General features: G+C 40.7%; 14 protein-coding genes. 10 read left to right on the top strand and 4 right to left on the bottom strand.

From position 1 onward, the window contains the following. The first annotated feature begins 441 nt into the window (after positions 1–441). The 10 genes from hslO (at position 442) to carB (ending at position 14,103) form a co-directional block, all read left to right on the top strand. Positions 442–1,323, top strand: a complete 882-nt coding sequence (hslO, locus tag EF384_RS05130; protein ID WP_123779919.1) for an Hsp33 family molecular chaperone HslO — start codon at positions 442–444, stop codon at positions 1,321–1,323. A 129-nt stretch (positions 1,324–1,452) separates the two neighbouring features. Then, positions 1,453–2,382, top strand: a complete 930-nt coding sequence (locus tag EF384_RS05125) for a PLP-dependent cysteine synthase family protein (RefSeq protein WP_123779917.1) — start codon at positions 1,453–1,455, stop codon at positions 2,380–2,382. Between the two features lie 27 nt (positions 2,383–2,409). After that, positions 2,410–2,754: an ArsR/SmtB family transcription factor gene (locus tag EF384_RS05120; RefSeq protein WP_439647009.1), complete on the top strand. Its 345-nt coding sequence runs from the start codon at positions 2,410–2,412 to the stop codon at positions 2,752–2,754. Positions 2,755–2,944: 190 nt separating this feature from the next. Beyond that, the gene (gene lysS / locus EF384_RS05115) at positions 2,945–4,486 is read left to right on the top strand and encodes a lysine--tRNA ligase (protein WP_199729724.1); all 1,542 of its coding nucleotides are present in this window, start codon (positions 2,945–2,947) and stop codon (positions 4,484–4,486) included. Positions 4,487–4,836: 350 nt separating this feature from the next. Then, complete coding sequence (rpsL, locus tag EF384_RS05110) at positions 4,837–5,247, top strand: 30S ribosomal protein S12 (protein ID WP_069285391.1); 411 nt, start codon at positions 4,837–4,839, stop codon at positions 5,245–5,247. 26 nt (positions 5,248–5,273) lie between these two features. Beyond that, positions 5,274–5,744: a 30S ribosomal protein S7 gene (rpsG, locus tag EF384_RS05105; protein ID WP_069285390.1), complete on the top strand. Its 471-nt coding sequence runs from the start codon at positions 5,274–5,276 to the stop codon at positions 5,742–5,744. Positions 5,745–5,855: 111 nt separating this feature from the next. Then, positions 5,856–7,949: an elongation factor G gene (fusA, locus tag EF384_RS05100; protein WP_123779913.1), complete on the top strand. Its 2,094-nt coding sequence runs from the start codon at positions 5,856–5,858 to the stop codon at positions 7,947–7,949. A 166-nt stretch (positions 7,950–8,115) separates the two neighbouring features. Beyond that, the gene (tuf, locus tag EF384_RS05095; RefSeq protein WP_123779911.1) at positions 8,116–9,303 is read left to right on the top strand and encodes an elongation factor Tu; all 1,188 of its coding nucleotides are present in this window, start codon (positions 8,116–8,118) and stop codon (positions 9,301–9,303) included. Positions 9,304–9,820: 517 nt separating this feature from the next. Further along, positions 9,821–10,909 (top strand): carbamoyl phosphate synthase small subunit, encoded by a 1,089-nt coding sequence (locus tag EF384_RS05090; protein ID WP_123779909.1) that lies wholly within the window; start codon positions 9,821–9,823, stop codon positions 10,907–10,909. Further along, positions 10,909–14,103 (top strand): carbamoyl-phosphate synthase large subunit, encoded by a 3,195-nt coding sequence (gene carB / locus EF384_RS05085; RefSeq protein WP_123779907.1) that lies wholly within the window; start codon positions 10,909–10,911, stop codon positions 14,101–14,103. Before EF384_RS05090 ends, carB begins: the two co-directional genes overlap by 1 nt. 96 nt (positions 14,104–14,199) lie before the next feature. Here carB and EF384_RS05080 read toward each other — a convergent pair whose 3' ends face one another. The 4 genes from EF384_RS05080 to EF384_RS05065 form a co-directional block, all read right to left on the bottom strand. Continuing rightward, entirely contained in the window at positions 14,200–15,039 is an 840-nt protein-coding gene (locus EF384_RS05080; protein ID WP_123779905.1) for an energy-coupling factor transporter transmembrane component T family protein, read from the bottom strand. Continuing rightward, positions 15,032–16,834, bottom strand: a complete 1,803-nt coding sequence (locus tag EF384_RS05075; RefSeq protein ID WP_123779903.1) for an ABC transporter ATP-binding protein — start codon at positions 16,832–16,834, stop codon at positions 15,032–15,034. The genes EF384_RS05080 and EF384_RS05075 overlap by 8 nt, the downstream gene beginning before the upstream one ends. An 18-nt stretch (positions 16,835–16,852) precedes the next feature. Next, on the bottom strand, positions 16,853–17,407 hold the full coding sequence (locus tag EF384_RS05070) for an ECF-type riboflavin transporter substrate-binding protein (RefSeq protein WP_123779901.1): 555 nt from the start codon (positions 17,405–17,407) through the stop codon (positions 16,853–16,855). Positions 17,408–17,469: 62 nt separating this feature from the next. Further along, a complete protein-coding gene (locus EF384_RS05065; RefSeq protein WP_123779899.1) occupies positions 17,470–18,312 on the bottom strand; it encodes an SAM hydrolase/SAM-dependent halogenase family protein in 843 nt (280 codons plus the stop codon). Between the last annotated feature and the right edge of the window lie 244 nt (positions 18,313–18,556).

The raw sequence follows: 18,556 nt of genomic DNA, 5'->3' as shown, positions 1-18,556 counted from the left end.
CAAAATTGCTCATTTTTGAAAGCACAGGCCCCTGAAGTGTTCAAATCGCGGTTATTTTAGGTTTAATAAATACAATCCCCACTTCACCTGGATAAAATATTTTACGCGAGTGTAATACGCTTCCGAGTACGATCTCAAAACACCAAAATGAAAAGAGGGCTCGGCCCTCTTTATTCATTATAGAAAAACCCCCACCAGGATGAGAAAGTCATAGGCAGGTCATTACCCAAATTAGGGAAGCCCCACTAGTGGTTGGCGAGTAAGGAGATATTTCTTCTGTCGGGGCTGGTTTTTTGTTAAAATGGGTCAGTGAGCCATTCGAAGGGTGCTTATATTTTTACAAAAGCGCTAGATGGATTAAAATGAGAATGGATACCGAGTATCTGGTTGATAGTTCGTCCAGGACGCAGGCAAATATGAAGATTGATGGAGTGAAGTCAAATGATAGATAAATTAGTAAAAGCTGTTGCTTTAGATGGACAAGTGAGGGTTTCAGCGGTAGACGCGACAGGTGTTGTACGCGAGGCGCAAACCAAACATGATACGTGGTCTGCTTCCAGTGCGGCATTAGGACGTACCTTAGTCGGAACCCTATTGTTAGGTTCTGATATTAAGGACGATGCGCGTATTTCAGTACAAATTTCTGGTGACGGTCCAGCGGGTAAAATTATTACAGCTGTTGACGGTGAAGGTCATGTGAAAGGTTACGTGCAAAATCCGCATGTGAGCTTAGCGCCAAATGAAAAAGGTAAAATCGATGTCCGCGGTGCGGTTGGGACAAATGGTGTCTTCAAAGTCACCAAAGACTTAGGTTTGAAAGAACCCTTCTCAGGTCAAGTGCCAATTGTATCAGGTGAAATTGCGGAAGACTTCACCTACTACTTAGCTTATTCAGAACAAACACCTTCAGCGGTTGCCTTAGGTGTCTTGGTAGATACAGATGAAACCATCATCAACGCTGGTGGTTGGATGTTGCAATTGATGCCAGGTGCTACAGAAGAAACAATCGTAGCAGTGGAAAAAGCCATTGCGGATATTCCACAAGTGACCCAATTATTGAGCGAAGGGGATACACCTTCAGACATGATCAACCGTTTATTCGGCGAAGACAATGTCAAATTCTTAGATGAACGTGATGTTGCCTTCCAATGTGACTGTAGCAAAGAACGCTTTGCAGCTGGTTTAGCAACCTTACACGGCGACGAAATTACAGCCATGATTGAAGAAGACGGTGGCGCAGAAATCGTATGTCAATTCTGCAACAACCATTACCACTTTTCAGCCGATGACTTGCGCGAAATTCACGCCCACGCATCAAAATAAATCGTCGCAAGATCCATACCCTTCAAGTCGCCATATAGCGGCTGAATTTGTTATACTATATAAAGAATAACATCGTCGCTTGTCGCAAATCGCAACAAGCAAACTAAGAGAAAGGTTCGTGATCGACCGATGGAAGTCACAAAATATACGAGTAGCTTGATTGGAGAAACACCACTAGTACAATTACAACGTTCTGTTCCCTACAAGGCCGCACAAGTTTTCGTAAAATTGGAAACAGCCAACCCAACCGGATCTATCTACGACCGCGTGGCTTTAAACCTGATTGAAGTAGCGGAAAATGACGGCCGCTTAACAAGTGGACAAAAAGTTGTCATCGCAACAACTGCTGAAGTAGCCGCATCTTTTGCCTTACTAACGGCGAGTAAAGGGTATGACCTAGTAGCCTTTATCCCAGATACAGCTAGTCAGTATGATTTAACAGTACTTCGTGCCTATGGTGCTAAGGTGAACTTAGTTGCGGGTGGTAATGGCGTAGCCAATGCCATTACGCAAGCCCGAGATTTAGGCCAAACAAGTGGTCATGTCTTTTTGGACGTATACAATGACGAAGCCAATGCAGCTGTGCACGAACATACAACTGGTCTAGAAATTATTGAAGCCTTAGGTGGGACGCCGGATGCTTTTGTCACAACAGTGGCAACAGGTGGTACCATGACGGGTGTTGGTCGTGCCTTACGTAAGCAGAATAAGAAAGTGCAATTGTTTGCGGTTGAAGACAAGGATGCGAAGTTCCTAGGTGGTGAAGTAGCCTATCCAAGTAAAGAAACTGGGTTTAATGCAGGCATATTACCACTAAATTTGGACACAACCTTGTATGATAGTATTATTGATCTTGATTTAGCCAAAGCAGCTGAAATGACACGTCTATTAGCGATTAACGAGGGCTTGATTGTCGGTATTGCTGGTGGTGCTAGTGTAGCAGCGGCTATAGCAGTTGCACAGACACTTGGCCGCAATCAAAAGGTGGTCGCTGTGGTACCGGATGATGGCCGTCGTTATATCGCACAAGGCCTTTTTGACTTCAAACAAGAGCTTTAATGAAATGATGATAAAGGAAGTCGTACAATGAACGAAGATATGCAAGAATATGTTGTGAAGACTGGTCATGAAGAGACGGTTGATCCACAACAAATTGAACATTTGAGTAAGATGTTCAAGGCGCTAGGTGATCCGACGCGTTTACGGATTTTATATTTGTTAGGTAATGGGGAAATGATGGCGACCAAGATTTCGGAAGAACTAGGTTTGGAACAATCGGCTGTGTCGCATCAGTTGAAGAAGTTATTTGATTTGCGTTTGGTGAAACGTCGTAAGGAGCGCAATACGGTGATTTATAGCCAAGCGGATAGTCACGTCCTTCAAATTCTGACGGATGCCTTTACCCATATCAAGGAAGAAGACGAGCACTAGTCGTGTGGATATCAGAAATTTGGGTTTTCATATAGCTCAAAATTTGGTACAATGCTTGTGCTTTCCAATTCTTTTAAAAGGAAATAACAAAACCAAAACAATAGATGTAAAATGAGCAAGGCAACTTGCTTTTTTTACTTGATATTGGCAATATTAGAAAGTATTTAACGGGTTGAGATAACCGTAAATAATGATAGGAGTGTATACAGTGACTGAAGAAAATAATCAAAATCAAGCACAGGACTTAACTGAAGGCTTAAATGATCAACTACAAGTCCGTCGCGAGAAAATGCATGAATTAGAGGAAAATGGTTATAACCCATTTGCTTCAGGTTTTGAACGCGATGCTTTAGCGGCAGATTTACATGCTGATTACGAAGCTTACGACAAAGACCAATTACATGAAATGGGTAAATCAGTAGCCATCGCCGGTCGTTTGGTAACAAAACGTGGTAAAGGTAAAGCTGGTTTCGGTAACATCCAAGACATGTCAGGTAATATTCAAATTTACGTTCGTCGTGATACGATTGACGAAAATGACTATGACTTTATTTGGCGCAAAGCTGACTTAGGGGATATCGTTGGTGTTGAAGGTACTTTAATGCGTACAAACACTGGTGAGTTATCTGTTAAAGCAACAAAATTTGTGCATTTAACAAAAGCACTTCGTCCATTACCAGATAAATATCATGGTTTAACTGACGTAGAGCAAATCTACCGTCACCGTTACTTAGACTTAATTGCTAACCGTGAATCTTACGACCGTTTTGTGAAACGTTCGCAAATTATCCGCGAAGTTCGTCACTACTTAGATAGCAATAACTATCTAGAAGTGGAAACACCTGTATTACATAACATTGCTGGTGGGGCATCTGCTCGTCCGTTCATTACACACCACAATGCTTTAGATATGGAATTATACTTACGTATTGCCTTAGAGTTACATCTAAAACGTTTAGTTGTTGGTGGTATGGAACGCGTTTATGAAATCGGACGTGTATTCCGTAACGAAGGTATCGATACCACACATAACCCTGAGTTCACTATGCTAGAAGTCTATACAGCTTACAGCACAATGACTGATGTGATGGACTTAGTAGAAGGTCTATTCCAAACTGTAGCGCAAAATGTATTAGGTACAACAAGTATTGAATACGATGGACAAGCAGTTGAATTAGGCGGCAAATGGCGTCGTGCACATATGGTTGACTTAGTGAAAGAAGCATCTGGTGTAGACTTCTGGCAAGAAATGACTGACGAAGAAGCACGTGAAATTGCGAAACAACACAATGTGCCAGTTGAGAAAAACCACACAGTTGGTCATGTTATCAACGAATTCTTCGAAGAGTTTGTGGAAGATACATTAATTCAACCAACATTCGTATATGGTCATCCAACAGCAATCTCTCCATTAGCACGTAAAAATGAAGAAGATCCACGTTTCACTGACCGTTTTGAAGTATTCATCGTTGGTTCAGAAGCAGGTAACGCCTTTACAGAGTTAACTGACCCAATTGATCAACGTGAACGTTTTGAAGCACAATTGCGTGAAAAAGAACAAGGTAACGACGAAGCACATCCATTAGATGAAGAATTCTTGGAAGCTTTGGAAACAGGTATGCCACCTACGGGAGGTTTAGGTATCGGTATTGACCGTATGGTTATGTTATTAACCAACGCACAATCAATCCGTGACGTCCTATTATTCCCAACAATGCGTAACTTAGACTAAATAATGAATAGATTTCAGCCGGTTTGAGGTTGAAATCTACTATATTTAAACTTTAACGACTGAGGATTTTATCCTCAGTCGATTTTTTTACAAAAATCATAGAGAAAAAGTTGACGATTGCTTGCGGATGTGCTAAATTTATTAAGGTGCTTTTTGTATGCAGATTCCTGTATTTGTATCCAAATCGAACAGTCGTGCTGACTGGTACATTAGCACACAAACATTGAATAAAGATGAATCGTAGCGTAAAAGCGATTTTTATTTTTTCAAAAAAATTATGACACGCTTGGATGTGTGAGCATAAAAAACACAAAAAAATTCACCCATTATGGGAAGGAGGAGCTATAGTTATGCCAACTATTAACCAATTAGTACGCAAACCACGCCAAAGCTCAACTAAAAAATCTGGTTCTCCAGCATTAGGCCGTGGCTACAACTCAATGAAACGTCAAACTACAAATACAAACTCTCCTCAAAAACGTGGAGTTTGTACTCGTGTAGGTACTATGACACCAAGGAAACCTAACTCAGCGTTACGTAAATACGCTCGTGTTCGTTTATCAAACATGATCGAAGTAACAGCTTATATCCCAGGTATCGGTCACAACTTACAAGAACATAGTGTTGTTCTTATCCGTGGTGGTCGTGTTAAGGACTTAGCTGGAGTTCGTTACCACATCGTTCGTGGTGCGTTAGATACAGCTGGTGTTAATGACCGTAAACAAGGCCGTTCTAAATACGGTACTAAAAAACCTAAATAATTTAAAATTCGAAAGGAGGAACTCTAATGCCTCGTAAAGGACATATTGCAAAACGTGACGTATTACCAGATCCAATTTATAACTCAAAATTAGTTACTCGTTTAATCAACCGTATCATGGTTGATGGTAAACGTGGTAAAGCAGCTACTATTTTATATACTGCATTCGACAACATTAAAGCTGAAACAGGTAACGATCCAATGGAAGTTTTCGAACAAGCTATGGAAAACATCGCACCAGTTTTAGAAGTTAAAGCTCGTCGTATCGGTGGTTCTAACTACCAAGTGCCAATCGAAGTTCGTCCAGAACGTCGTCAAACACTAGCATTACGTTGGTTAGTATCATACGCTCGCCTACGTGGTGAAAACACAATGGAACAACGCTTAGCACATGAAATCATGGATGCTGCTAACAATACAGGTGCTTCAGTTCGTAAACGTGAAGAATCACACCGTATGGCAGAAGCCAACAAAGCATTCGCGCATTTCCGTTGGTAAGAGTTTTCTAATTGTCGATAAAAAATATTGTCGACTTTTCTCTAAAACCGTTATAATAAATGGTGTACACCAATTGTTATACGCATCAAAGAAAAAAGGAGTAAAGATAAGATGGCTAAAAGAGAATTCCCTCTTGAAAAGACTCGTAATATTGGTATCATGGCCCACATCGATGCCGGTAAAACGACTACAACTGAACGTGTCTTGTACTATACAGGAAAAATCCACAAAATCGGTGAAACACATGATGGTGGTTCACAAATGGACTGGATGGAGCAAGAACAAGAACGTGGTATCACCATTACATCTGCTGCAACAACAGCACAATGGAAAGGTCACCGTGTAAACATTATTGATACACCGGGTCACGTGGACTTCACTGTTGAAGTTGAACGTTCATTGCGTGTACTTGATGGTTCAGTTGCTTTACTAGATGCCCAATCAGGGGTTGAACCTCAAACTGAAACAGTTTGGCGTCAAGCTGATACATACAAAGTACCTCGTATCGTATTCGTAAACAAAATGGATAAAATGGGTGCAGACTTCTTATATTCTGTAGACACTATCCGTGATCGTTTACAAGCAAACGCTCAACCTATCCAATTACCAATTGGTGCTGAAGATTCATTCGAAGGTATCATCGACTTAGTTGAAATGAACGCTGAAGTTTATATCACTGAAGACGGTACTGAATATGAAGCGCGCGAAATTCCAGAAGAATACCGCGAAGAAGCTGAAAAATGGCATACTAACTTAATCGAAGCAGTTGCTGACGTTAACGAAGACATCATGGAAAAATATCTTGAAGGTGAAGAAATCACTAAAGATGAATTGAAAGCTGCAATCCGTCAAGCTACTATCGACGTTGCATTCTTCCCAGTTCTTTGTGGTTCTGCATTCAAGAACAAAGGTGTTCAATTAATGCTTGATGCTGTTATCGATTACTTACCAGCACCAACAGATGTACCAGCTATCCAAGGTCACAAAGCTGATGATCCAGAAACAGTGATTGAAGTTAAAGCTACTGATGATGCACCATTCGCAGCATTAGCGTTCAAAGTTATGACTGACCCATTCGTAGGTCGTTTAACTTTCTTCCGTGTGTATGCAGGTACATTACAATCAGGTTCATACATCCAAAATGCTACTAAAGGTAAACGTGAACGTGTTGGTCGTCTATTGATGATGCACGCAAACTCTCGTTCTGAAATTGATGAAGTATTCTCTGGTGATATCGCTGCTGCCGTAGGTCTTAAAGACACTACTACAGGTGATACTTTATCAGACATTGACCACCAAGTAATCTTGGAATCAATGGAATTCCCTGAACCAGTTATCGAAGTTGCAATCGAACCAGATACTAAAGCTGACCAAGACAAAATGTCTGTCGCTTTAGGTAAATTAGCTGAAGAAGATCCAACTTTCCGTGCGTCAACTGACCACGAAACTGGTCAAACAATCATCGCTGGTATGGGTGAGCTTCACCTTGACATCATCGTTGACCGTTTGAAACGTGAATTCAATGTTTCTGCAACAGTAGGTGCGCCTCAAGTATCTTACCGTGAAACATTTACTAAACAAACTTCTGTTCAAGGTAAATTCGTTCGTCAATCAGGTGGTAAAGGTCAATACGGTGACGTATGGATCGAATTCACACCTAACGAAGAAGGTGCTGGATTTGAGTTTGAAAATGCAATCGTCGGTGGTGTGGTTCCTCGTGAATACATTCCTGCCGTTGAAGCTGGTTTGAAAGATGCAATGGAAAACGGTGTATTAGCTGGCTTCCCATTAATCGATGTTAAGGCTAAACTATATGATGGTTCTTACCACGATGTCGATTCATCTGAAACAGCCTTCAAAGTTGCTGCTTCATTAGCATTACGTAATGCTATTAAGACTGCTGCGCCTGCTATCCTTGAACCAATGATGAAAGTTGATATCCAAGTACCAGAAGAGTACTTAGGTGATGTTATGGGTCACGTATCAGCTCGTCGTGGACGTATTGAAGGTCAAACACCACGTGGTAACGCGTTGATGATCAACTCAATTGTTCCATTATCTGAAATGTTTGGTTATGCGACTACCTTGCGTTCTGCAACACAAGGTCGTGGTACTTTCACAATGACATTCGATCATTACGAAGCTGTACCTAAATCAATTCAAGAAGATATCATTAAAAAATATGGTAAAGGTTCAGAAGATTAATTTTTAAATTAACGGATGAATCTGTCAATACTAGAGGAAATCAAGTTTAAGCCTAGGTATTCCTTATGCGGATGCTTGATTTCTGAATCTAGTTTGACTATAATTAACTTATTGAAAATCTATAAACTTAGGTTTAATATTTTCTATTCTTAGGAGGAATAATAAAATGGCAAAAGAAACTTACGAACGTACAAAACCCCATGTTAACGTGGGTACATTAGGTCACGTTGACCACGGTAAAACTACTTTATCTGCAGCAATCGCTACAGTTTTAGCTAAAAACGGTTTCGGTGAAGCTAAAGACTACGCTTCAATCGATAACGCTCCAGAAGAACAAGAACGTGGTATCACAATCAACACTTCTCATATCGAATATGAAACAGCTAACCGTCACTACGCTCATATCGATGCCCCAGGACATGCCGACTACGTTAAAAACATGATCACTGGTGCTGCTCAAATGGATGGTGCTATCTTAGTAGTATCTGCAGCTGATGGTCCAATGCCACAAACTCGTGAACACATCCTTTTAGCAGGTCAAATAGGTGTTCCTTACTTCGTAGTATTCTTAAACAAAGTTGACCAAGTTGACGATGAAGAATTACTAGAATTAGTTGAAATGGAAGTTCGTGACTTATTATCTGAATATGGTTACCCTGGAGACGATCTACCTGTAATCTCTGGTTCAGCTTTATTAGCATTGAACGGTGACGCAGAACAAGAAGCTAAAATCTTAGAATTGATGGAAGCTGTAGATACTTACATCCAAGAACCTGAACGTCAAAACGACAAACCATTCATGATGCCAATTGAAGACGTGTTCTCAATTACTGGTCGTGGTACTGTTGCTACTGGTCGTGTAGAACGTGGTGAAGTACGTACTGGTGACGAAGTTGATATCGTTGGTGTTAAAGACGAAATCGGTAAATCAGTTGTAACTGGTGTTGAAATGTTCCGTAAAACTTTAGACTACGCACAATCAGGTGACAACATTGGTGCCTTATTACGTGGTGTGCAACGTGAAGATATCGAACGTGGTCAAGTATTAGCTAAACCAGGTTCAATTACTCCACATACTAAATTTAAAGCACAAGTTTACGTATTGTCTAAAGAAGAAGGTGGACGTCATACTCCATTCTTAACTAACTACCGTCCACAATTCTACTTCCGTACAACTGACATCACTGGTGTTATTACTTTACCAGAAGATGTACCAATGGTTATGCCTGGTGATAACGTTGACATGGACGTTGAATTGATCCACCCAGTTGCGATCGAAAACGGTACTAAATTCTCTATCCGTGAAGGTGGCCGTACTGTAGGTGCTGGTACAATCACTGAAATCGAAGCTTAATTTTAAACAATTAAACTTTAAAAACTAAATTTGCAAATTGGAAGAAGACCGGGTGACGACTCGGTCTTCTTTTTTTACGCAAATATGCATTATCTTACTAAAATTTTAGACGAAATTTTGTAAATAGCATTTGTCACTTTTCACCAGATGAACGTACAAAAATTGCACATTCTATACAAAGAAGCTGTAGGGCATTTTTTGCGGATTCCTTGAGGCATTAGGTTTTATATGAGAAAATGATGAGTTTTCTGAGATATTTATTCATGAAAAATACGAAAATTTTCAATCAATGATTGACAATAGTATGTGAATAGCGTAATCTTAGAAAAAACAAAAAACCTTTAAATCAAGTCCTGTGAGGCTTTCAAGGGGTCAAGTGAAACCATGAAAATGGTTTGTTTACTATATCTTCAATTTACTTGTAGTGTCGTAAAGCGCTTAGCCCTCGGGCTGAGTGCTTTTTTTGTAAAAATCAATGGTAAAAAATTAGGTGTGTTCATTGAAGGTGAGTGGAAAAATGGAAAAAATATTGTTGTTAGAAACTGGCGAAACATTTTATGGAGAAGCTTTTGGCGCAACGAAAGAGGTCATTGGCGAAGTTGTTTTCTCAACAGGGATGACAGGCTATCAAGAATCTTTAACAGACCAAAGTTATAACGGTCAAATGTTAACATTTACTTTCCCATTAATCGGGAATTATGGTGTAAATGCGGATGATTTTGAATCTGTAGACCCAACAGTGAAAGCAATCATTTGTCGTGAAGTTGCACGTTTCCCATCTAACTGGCGATCAAAAATGAGCTTGGATGATTTCTTAGTGGAATATGATATTCCTGGTATTAAACACATTGATACACGTCAATTGACGAAAACAATCCGTAGTCACGGTACAATGAAGGCTAGTCTTCTAAATGAGGGTACTGACATTGAAGCTGCTTTAGCAACGCTTCGTGCGACTGAATTACCAACGGATCAAGTATCACAAGTATCAACGAAAACACGCTATGTAAATCCTAATGCGGGTAAAAATGTTGTCGTTGTAGACTTTGGTTTGAAACACTCTATCTTACGCGAATTAAACAAACGTGAATGTAATGTAACGGTAGTACCTTACGATACAACAGCACAAGAAATTCTACGCTTAGCACCAGATGGGGTTATGTTAACGAACGGTCCTGGGGACCCAACAAGTATTCCTGAATCATTAGATATGATTAGAGAAATTCAAGGAAAAATTCCTTTGTTTGGGATTTGTTTAGGTCACCAATTACTATGTTTAGCAAACGGTGGGGAAACATTTAAAATGAAATTTGGTCACCGTGGATTTAACCATCCAGTACGCGAACTAGCAACTGGTCGTATCGATTTCACTTCACAAAACCATGGTTATGCAGTAGACGCAGCATCAATTGCCAATACTGATTTAGAAATCACACACATCGAAATCAACGATGAAACGGTTGAAGGTGTACGCCACAAAACATTGCCTGCTTTCAGCGTGCAATATCACCCAGATGCAGCACCAGGGCCACATGACGCGGACCACTTATTTGACCGCTTTATCGATTTAATGGAAAACAACAAGAACTTGGAGGGGACTATTTAATGCCAAAACGTACTGATATTCACAAGATTATGGTCATCGGATCTGGACCAATTATCATCGGACAGGCAGCAGAATTCGACTATGCTGGTACGCAAGCATGCTTATCTTTGCGTGAAGAAGGCTATGAAGTTGTATTAGTGAACTCCAATCCAGCAACCATCATGACGGATACAGAAATTGCTGATAAAGTCTACATTGAACCAATTACGCTAGAATTTGTATCTCGCATCTTACGTAAAGAACGCCCAGATGCAATTCTACCTACTTTGGGTGGTCAAACAGGCTTGAATATGGCGATTGAATTAGCCAATGACGGTATTCTAGATGAACTAGGCATCCAATTATTGGGTACAAAATTATCTGCTATCGACCAAGCTGAAGACCGTGACTTATTCCGTAACCTAATGCGTGAATTAAATGAGCCAGTACCTGAAAGTGATATTGTACATACGGTTGAAGAAGCCTTAGCATTCGCAGACAAAGCTGGATATCCAGTAATTGTTCGTCCAGCCTTTACCATGGGTGGTACCGGTGGAGGGATTTGTAATGACCCTGCTGAGTTACGTGAAATCGTAGCAAAAGGGCTAAAATTATCTCCTGTAACCCAATGTTTGATTGAAATTTCAATCGCTGGTTACAAAGAAATCGAATACGAAGTAATGCGTGATAGCGCTGATAATGCCTTGGTTGTATGTAACATGGAAAACTTTGACCCAGTTGGTATTCATACAGGGGACTCAATCGTTTTCGCACCAACCTTAACGCTTACTGACCATGAGAACCAAATGCTACGTGATGCATCATTAAAAATCATCCGTGCTTTAGGTATCGAAGGTGGATGTAACGTGCAATTAGCCTTAGATCCAAATAGCTTCAACTACTACGTAATTGAAGTTAACCCACGTGTAAGTCGTTCTTCGGCGTTAGCATCAAAAGCAACTGGTTACCCAATTGCGAAAATTGCAGCCAAAATTGCCGTAGGTTTAACCCTTGACGAAATGATCAACCCTGTAACAGGTACAACTTTAGCTGAATTTGAACCAGCTTTAGACTACGTAGTTGCGAAAATTCCACGTTGGCCATTTGACAAGTTCGAAAAAGGTGACCGTCAATTAGGTACACAAATGAAGGCCACTGGTGAAGTAATGGCCATTGGTACCAACCTAGAAGAAGCCTTATTGAAAGCTGTTCGTTCACTAGAAATTGGTGCAGAACACATGGCAACTACAGCAAGTCGCGAAGCGGATGAAGCAACATTAGTAGATAAAATTACGCGTGCACAAGATGACCGTATCTTCTACCTGGCTGAAGCCTTACGCCGTGGCTACACGATTGAACAATTACACGACATGACCAAGATTAACCTATACTTCTTAGATGTCTTGATGCACATTGTCGAGTTAGAAAATAAACTAGCAGCGAACAAGAATGATGTTGCTGTTTTAACAGACGCAAAACGTTACGGTTTCTCAGACTTAGCCATTTCTCGTTTATGGGAAAATGACTTAGCAGATGTACGTGACTTACGTGCTGAAAACGGCATTCGCCCAGTCTACAAAACAGTAGATACCTGTGCGGCTGAATTTGAATCGAACACACCTTACTTCTACTCAACGTATAGCGCTGAAAACGAAAGTATCCCTTCAGACAAGAAAACAGTATTAGTATTAGGTTCAGGTCCAATCCGTATTGGTCAAGGGGTCGAATTTGACTACGCGACAGTGCACTCTGTAAAAGCTATCCAACAAGCCGGCTACGAAGCAATTATCATGAACAACAACCCAGAAACGGTATCTACTGACTTCTCAATTTCAGATAAACTATACTTTGAGCCACTTACCTTAGAAGACGTGCTTCATGTCATCGACCTAGAAAAACCTGAAGGGGTTATCGTCCAATTTGGTGGTCAAACAGCGATTAACTTAGCTGAACCATTGCACAAATTAGGTATTCCTATCTTAGGTACAACCGTCGAAGACCTAGACCGTGCAGAAGACCGTGACTTGTTTGAGCAAGCCTTAACAGACCTAGGTATCCCTCAACCAGAAGGATTTACTGCAATGTCAGTTGAAGATGCTTTACAAATCCCAGCTAAAATCGGCTATCCAGTCTTAGTACGTCCAAGTTACGTATTAGGTGGACGTGGTATGGAAATCGTTGATAACGACGCGGACTTACGCAGCTACATGGAAGATGCCATGATCGCATCGCCAGACCGCCCAATCTTGATTGACCACTACGTTGTCGGTACTGAAGTTGAAGTTGATGCCATTTGTGATGGTGAAAATGTCTTAATCCCAGGTATTATGGAGCATATCGAACGTTCTGGGGTCCACTCAGGTGACTCTATGGCCGTTTATCCTTCACAAAGCCTATCTGATGAAGTCAAAGCGACCATCGTCGACTATACTGAACGTCTATCATTTGGCCTAAACTGCTTGGGTATGATGAATATTCAATTCATCGTTCAAGACGAACAAGTTTACGTAATTGAAGTAAACCCACGTGCCAGCCGTACAGTACCTTTCTTAAGTAAAGTAACAGGTATTCCAATGGCCCAAGTTGCGACACGAGCTATCTTAGGTGAAAGCATTCTTGACCAAGGTTACCAACCAGGTCTTTACGCTGAAGGCGAAATGGTTCACGTAAAAGCACCAGTCTTCTCATTCACGAAATTGAACTTAGTGGACCCACAATTAGGTCCTGAAATGAAATCAACTGGTGAAGTTATGGGTTCAGATATTAACCTTCAAAAAGCTTTATACAAAGCCTTTGCAGGAAGCAATATCCATGTCAATGACTTTGGAAATGTCTTATTCACTATTACTAAAGCAGACGTTGAAGAAAGTTTGGCATTAGCACACCGCTTCCGTCAAATTGGTTTCAGCGTGATGGTAACAGGCGACATGCAAGCTGAATTTGAAGCAGCAGGCATCGACACAGTTGCTGTAACGTCAAGCGAACAAACTGATGAAAAAGAAATCGAGCAAACATTAGTAAACTTAATTACTGATGAACGCGCGCAAATCATCATTAACACTTGGGGACGTGCACGTCACGACCAAAATTCAGGTCAATTGATCCGTAAAGCAGCCATCGAACGTGGTGTGCCATTGTTAACATCAATTGATACAGCTGAAGCAATCCTATATGTATTAGAAGACCGTGGCTTCCAAATCAACGCGTTAGTGTAAACTAGCACTTTACTTGGTAAGCGAATAGTAAACTAAACATAGAAAAAGGTAGCAAACTCGTTTATTAGAACGAGTTTGCTACCTTTTTTGTTTAGCTTATTTAAATGGGTTATAGAAACGGCCACCGTTGATGAAGAATAGACTGACACCAATGGCAACCAACACGATTGTCACAAATAATGCGATGAAATCACCACGTTTGAAAGGTCGTGCACTGTACCAGGTACGGCGGTTTTCTTTCCCAAAGCGACGCAGTTCCATAGCTTGGCTAATTACCTCAATACGGTCAAGACTAGAGAATATCAAAGGCATAATCACCTGAGCCGAACGCTTCACACGTTGGATCAGGGGTGCCTTTTTTGACATCTCAATCCCACGCGCTTGTTGGCTCTGGCGAACAGCAAAGAATTGACTTTGGATGTCCGGAATATAACGCAAAGCTAGCGCTACAGCATAAGCGATGCGGTAGGAAACGCCTATTCGATTAAGTGATGAGGCAAATTCACTTGGATTGGTCGTTAAAATAAAAATCAAAGCCAAGGGAATGGTCGAGAAATATTTAACGAATAAATTGAACTCGTAGAAAAGTTGTTCCTGGGTCAGTGAATAGCGACCAATACCTTCAGCAATTACGGTACGTGAATCATACAACTGCACCCCATATTCTGGTTCGAATATATAGATGGTAATCAAATTCAAGATGGAGAAGAAGAGAATAAAGTAAATGACCGTCTTCACTTCAGACCATTGGATTTTTGATACCCAGAACAAGATTAGCGATAAAATTCCCAAGCCAATCAAAAAGCGCGTGTCATACGAAGTCATCGCGATGACTGATAGGGCGATAAAGGCAATTAGCTTGGTAGCGCCTGATAAACGGTGTAGCGGTGTATCTCGAGCAATATAGCCCAAGGTTTGTCCTTGTGTCTTAGCCAAAATCCGCCACACTCCTTTCAAGACGAACCGTCGCCAATTTATCAATTTTCAGATTTCGCTCATAACGAATGAAGGCATCGATAAAGCTTGTTGGTTCAATATTCGGTAAGGCTTTCGCTAATTGATACAAGCTAGTCGGTGCTAAATGGGCTTGTTTCATCAAATATTCATCAGCAAGCACGGCTGACGGCTTGTTATCCGCTAGAATTTGCCCATCATGTAGAACAATTGTCCGGTTGGTGTATTCTTGCATCAAATGCATATCGTGGGTAATCATCAAAATGGTGATTCCTTCATTCGCATTCAACTCTTGAATAAAGGCCATCATATCCGTGTAATGCTTGTAGTCCTGACCAGCTGTTGGTTCATCCAAAATCAATAATTTAGGATTTAAAACCAGAATGCTGGCAATCGTTGCGCGTCGTTTTTGCCCATAAGACAAAGCGGAAATCGGCCAGTTGCGGTAAGGGAAAAGACCACAAATCCGCAAAGCATGCGCCACACGTTCCAATAATTCCTCATCAGCGCCGTCCTTGTAAAGACCGCGGTTAATGAGCCCAGAAGCCACCTCATCGGCCAAAAGATTTTTCGAAATCATCAGATTCGGATTCTGCATCACATAACCAATATCATCCGCAATCTCCTTAATCGACAATTGCGCCGCATCTTGACCAAATACAGTGATTTTTCCCGCATCAGGACGCTCAAAACCACATAGCAACTTAGCTAAGGTCGACTTACCCGCACCATTCGTCCCAACCAGCGAAATCAACTCACCATCATAAATCGTCAGATTCATATCTTGAATCAAAGGCGTATCATGATAGCGAAAAGCAACATTTTCAAGTTGCACAATCGGCTTTTGTAACTGGTCACGGCTCGTATCAACCTGACTATCATACCAAGTCGTCAACTCCTGCGCCACTTTCGGTGTGATGAAGTCTGGTGTAAAAGCACCAAGCGTATCAAATTGCTTCAAAGATACCCCCGCATAATGAAAAGCATCCAGATATAAAGGCTGGCGCACACCAATACGGTCAAGTAAATCAGAACGAAGTAAATAATCAACCGTTGTATTCCCTACGAGACGACCATTTTCAATGACAATGACACGATCGATATCTGCAATTAATGTTTCTTCTAAACGGTGTTCAATGACGATAGTGGTTAACTGCTCAGAAGCATTTAACTTACCGATAAGTTCCATGGTTGCTAAACCAGATGCAGGGTCTAGGTTGGCAAGAGGTTCATCAAATAGGACAATAGGTGATTCATCAATTAAGACACCACCAATGGACACACGTTGCTTCTGACCGCCGGATAAAGCTTGAGGCTTGGCTGATAATAGGTCATGCAAATCAAGCGTAGTTGCCCAGGTATTCACCTTAGCGACCATGTCTGTTTGTGCAACGTTATCATTTTCCAAAGCGAAGGCCAAGTCTTCAGCAACTGTTAAACCAACAAATTGACCGTCTGTATCTTGTAATACAGTTCCTACCTGTAGGGAAAGGTCGAAGATTGATTGTCCCTTGATTGATTTGCCGTTAATAAAAATCTCACCGGTTAAATCACCATCAAAGGTATTGGGAATTTGACCATTGATCATTTTCCCAATCGTTGATTTACCTGAACCAGAAGGACCGATAATTAACACCTTCTCGCCAGGATAGATCGCAAAAGACAAATCGTGAAGATTTAAGTCAGCTTGACTAGCATAGCGAAAAGATACATTTTTAAATTCAATAGCCGGTGTGACATTAGAGTCCACCGGCTTAGTTGTAAATACGTTATTCATAATAAAAACTACTTTCTATTATTGCTCTTTACGTAAACTTCCTGATTTCGTACGTGTAGAGGCATATCCTTTAAGTAACAATGTACCGATAATACCTACTGATAAAGAGTTTACAAGGGCAGAAACCCCACCTTGTAGGAAAACTTTGTTCGCAGGTTCTGAATAAATTAAGATGTCTAAAACTGGTGCAATGACAACCCATGATAACACGTTCACGACTACTTGGCCAATATTGAATTGAATCGCATCTTTTGCAGTGAAAATACCTTCATTAACTTTTAAGCGACGGCCAACGATACCAAAGCCGTATCCAGCAAAACCAGATGTTAATACCCATGACCACCACAAACCATAAGTTAATAAGTCTTTTATCGCATGACCAATCAAACCAATGAATAAACCAGCGAATGGACCGAAGATAGTAGCCATTAAAGCTAGGAATGGATATGTTGTTTCAATACTTGTGTTTGGAATACCTGTAGGGATGGATAGGAAGCGACCTAAGATAAAGAATACGGCTGCACCTACACCGATGGCAACTAGGGTTGTAATAGATGATTGTTTTTTATTCATGTTTGTTCTCCTTTGAAAGTTTCTTCTATATTATAAGATTTATTTTGGTTCAAAATAGCGAATTAAATTTTACGTACTTCTATTTGCCAGTCAATACCCGTGCCCACACCGTATGTTTCGGCGAAGTTCTTTTGGTTGATCGCCACACCTAAGTTTAATAGGGAGTTGATATAGCCAATTGGTTCACCAACAGGTACATCCGCAAATGAATGGCCAAATAGAATATAGTTTTGGTAATGTTTGATGCCGTTATGGTAAATGGTCACGCTGATGGTGTCTCCATTCTCGATGCCTGCATTTTTCAAGGCACTTGAAGGGATATTAGTCCAAAGTGAGCCAAATCGGATATCTAGGATATCTACGGTACCGTGAATAACGCCGTCTGCTTCATATAATTCACCTAATTGGAAAGTCGTGATATCCTCAACAGCGACTGATTTTTCCAACTGGTTAAAATAATCTGCATTGTTCGCTAACATTGCCCCGTTGTATACATATACATCACGACCATGGAAGGTATGTGATTCTTCTGAATGCGGTAAACGGTTTTTGATTTCATCGATTTCCTTAACTGCTTCTAAACCAAGATGGGCAGCAACATGTGTTAATGTCCCGTTGTCAGGAGTAATGATGTAGTGACCAGTTTTTGTTTTTGCTACTACTGATTTACGTGCTGAACCAACACCTGGGTCTACAACGGATACAAATACTGTTTCCTCTGGCCAGTATTTAATCGTTTGTAGTAAGCGATATGATGCCGCAAAGATATCGTATGGAGGGATCTCATGCGTTAAGTTAGAAATTGTAAGACTGGGATCAACGGTATATGCTACACCGTACATAGCTGCTACAGCACCGTCCCCTAATCCAAAGTCGGTTTGTAACACTAAAAAATGATTTGCCATAAAAAAACCTCCATTATATGTATTTCCTTATAAACCAATAATACTTAATTTGTGGCCTAATAACAATTGTCAATAGTAGGTAGGTTAAAGAAAAAATAAATCGCCAGTGATAGTGGTAAGTGAACACTAGATGGCTAAAAGGTGCATAGCGGAATAGACTTTGGTAAAATGAGAACATTCCTGGGCACAAAGAAGTCTCAGATATTTACTATATATATAGAACCTGAACAATTCATACTTTTCG

The sequence above is a fragment of the Aerococcus agrisoli genome (assembly GCF_003797145.1).
Taxonomy (GTDB): Bacteria; Bacillota; Bacilli; order Lactobacillales; family Aerococcaceae; genus Aerococcus; species Aerococcus agrisoli.
Note: the sequence above shows the minus strand (reverse complement) of the source record. Positions and strands in the feature narration are given on the sequence as shown.

What these genes read in the sequence shown, in the direction of transcription:
- EF384_RS05070 (WP_123779901.1), bottom strand. Translation starts at nt 17,407, where the DNA reads ATGAATAAAAAACAATCATCTATTACAACCCTAGTTGCCATCGGTGTA.
- carB (WP_123779907.1), top strand. Translation starts at nt 10,909, where the DNA reads ATGCCAAAACGTACTGATATTCACAAGATTATGGTCATCGGATCTGGA.
- hslO (WP_123779919.1), top strand. Translation starts at nt 442, where the DNA reads ATGATAGATAAATTAGTAAAAGCTGTTGCTTTAGATGGACAAGTGAGG.
- EF384_RS05065 (WP_123779899.1), bottom strand. Translation starts at nt 18,312, where the DNA reads ATGGCAAATCATTTTTTAGTGTTACAAACCGACTTTGGATTAGGGGAC.
- fusA (WP_123779913.1), top strand. Translation starts at nt 5,856, where the DNA reads ATGGCTAAAAGAGAATTCCCTCTTGAAAAGACTCGTAATATTGGTATC.
- lysS (WP_199729724.1), top strand. Translation starts at nt 2,945, where the DNA reads ATGATAGGAGTGTATACAGTGACTGAAGAAAATAATCAAAATCAAGCA.
- EF384_RS05075 (WP_123779903.1), bottom strand. Translation starts at nt 16,834, where the DNA reads ATGAATAACGTATTTACAACTAAGCCGGTGGACTCTAATGTCACACCG.
- EF384_RS05125 (WP_123779917.1), top strand. Translation starts at nt 1,453, where the DNA reads ATGGAAGTCACAAAATATACGAGTAGCTTGATTGGAGAAACACCACTA.
- tuf (WP_123779911.1), top strand. Translation starts at nt 8,116, where the DNA reads ATGGCAAAAGAAACTTACGAACGTACAAAACCCCATGTTAACGTGGGT.
- rpsG (WP_069285390.1), top strand. Translation starts at nt 5,274, where the DNA reads ATGCCTCGTAAAGGACATATTGCAAAACGTGACGTATTACCAGATCCA.
- rpsL (WP_069285391.1), top strand. Translation starts at nt 4,837, where the DNA reads ATGCCAACTATTAACCAATTAGTACGCAAACCACGCCAAAGCTCAACT.
- EF384_RS05120 (WP_439647009.1), top strand. Translation starts at nt 2,410, where the DNA reads ATGAACGAAGATATGCAAGAATATGTTGTGAAGACTGGTCATGAAGAG.
- EF384_RS05090 (WP_123779909.1), top strand. Translation starts at nt 9,821, where the DNA reads ATGGAAAAAATATTGTTGTTAGAAACTGGCGAAACATTTTATGGAGAA.